The organism is Methylobacterium sp. BE186, assembly GCF_031457035.1.
GTDB classification, from domain to species: domain Bacteria; phylum Pseudomonadota; class Alphaproteobacteria; order Rhizobiales; family Beijerinckiaceae; genus Methylobacterium; species Methylobacterium segetis.
On sequence record NZ_JAVDVV010000075.1, the window covers coordinates 1 to 1,052 of the forward strand.

Consider the following 1,052-nt stretch of genomic DNA (forward strand, 5'->3'; position numbering starts at 1 on the left):
CTGTAGGCACGGGCCATGGCGATCTCCCTGACAAACCCTCAGGGATCAACGCTCACCCCGCCACGCCGACTCAGGGATCGTGGAAAACGCTCTAGAAGCCGTCGGACGAAAGCTGCGGGGGTGCCGGGGGCGGGCTCAACCATAAGGATTAGAACTCCTTGCGAGCGCGCGGATGATTGGCCACCCAGGCATCACCGTCGGCTCACTGCGCTTGTCCAAACGTCCTGCCTGCAGATCGCTTGCAGGTTTCAGGCCGCCCGCTTTCTGCACCTCAACCATTCCTTAGGCTCAGTCCTCTCTGAAAGCGCGATAGATCGTCTTCATCTCATTGTGCTGGCGGATCGGCTCTCCGGTGCGGAGGATGATGCACGAGATCTGTTTGGGCAGGCCATCGAACTCCCCCACAGCGACCCGCACAGCCTCAAAGAGGCTGCACTCACGCTTGTCGCCTGTGTTCGGCGAGCCCTCACGCAAGAGAAGTGTGACGGGTTCGTTGCGGTCGTAGGCGTTCATTTGGCCTCTCACGCTCCTGACCTCCGCCGCACCTGTAAGCTGACGGTCTGCCGCACGAACTTTGCATGCCGTGCTCGTCTCGCCTCGTGCGAGGCGCGGACCCGGGGCGGCTGCCCATGCTGGGTCCCCGCCATGCCGAACGGCCGCTGCCGCCTACACGGGGGCGCCTCCCCAGGTGCGCCAGAGTGCGAGCGCAACGGCATGTACCAGCAGGGCGCTACACGGCCGAGGCCATTGAGCGGCGGCGCGAATTGAACGGCTGGATCAGGGTGATGCGGCAGATGGCCGAGGAAGTTGCCTGGTGCAGCTAAGCCGCTGAGCAGCTTCTCCTCACTCCGTTAGGTTCTCAGAGTTCCTGCCAAGAGCATTTCTTACCTCGACGCCTGTACGGACTTGGTGATGAACTCTGGGCATTGTGAAGCAGATTTGCCTTCTGTGCGTTAATGTTGGGAAGCGATCGATGCTGGCCCAAGCGATCGAGCGCTTTTCTATGGGTGCGACGCCGATGAGCGATGCGCATGGCCGGAACGGCAGACCCA

2 protein-coding genes are annotated in these 1,052 nt (G+C 62.2%); one reads left to right on the forward strand and one right to left on the reverse strand.

Annotation, left to right across the window (positions count from 1 at the left end; genetic code table 11):
* Positions 1-288: 288 nt before the first annotated feature.
* Complete coding sequence (locus J2X36_RS26785) at positions 289-513, reverse strand: hypothetical protein (protein ID WP_310355262.1); 225 nt, start codon at positions 511-513, stop codon at positions 289-291.
* On the opposite strand from J2X36_RS26785, the gene J2X36_RS26965 reads away from it, so the two are divergent.
* A complete protein-coding gene (locus tag J2X36_RS26965; RefSeq protein ID WP_405029872.1) occupies positions 514-768 on the forward strand; it encodes an HGGxSTG domain-containing protein in 255 nt (84 codons plus the stop codon).
* The last annotated feature ends 284 nt before the right edge of the window (positions 769-1,052 follow it).

Excerpts from the sequence above, each read along its gene's own strand:
- J2X36_RS26785 (WP_310355262.1), bottom strand. The coding sequence starts at position 513 with ATGAACGCCTACGACCGCAACGAACCCGTCACACTTCTCTTGCGTGAG.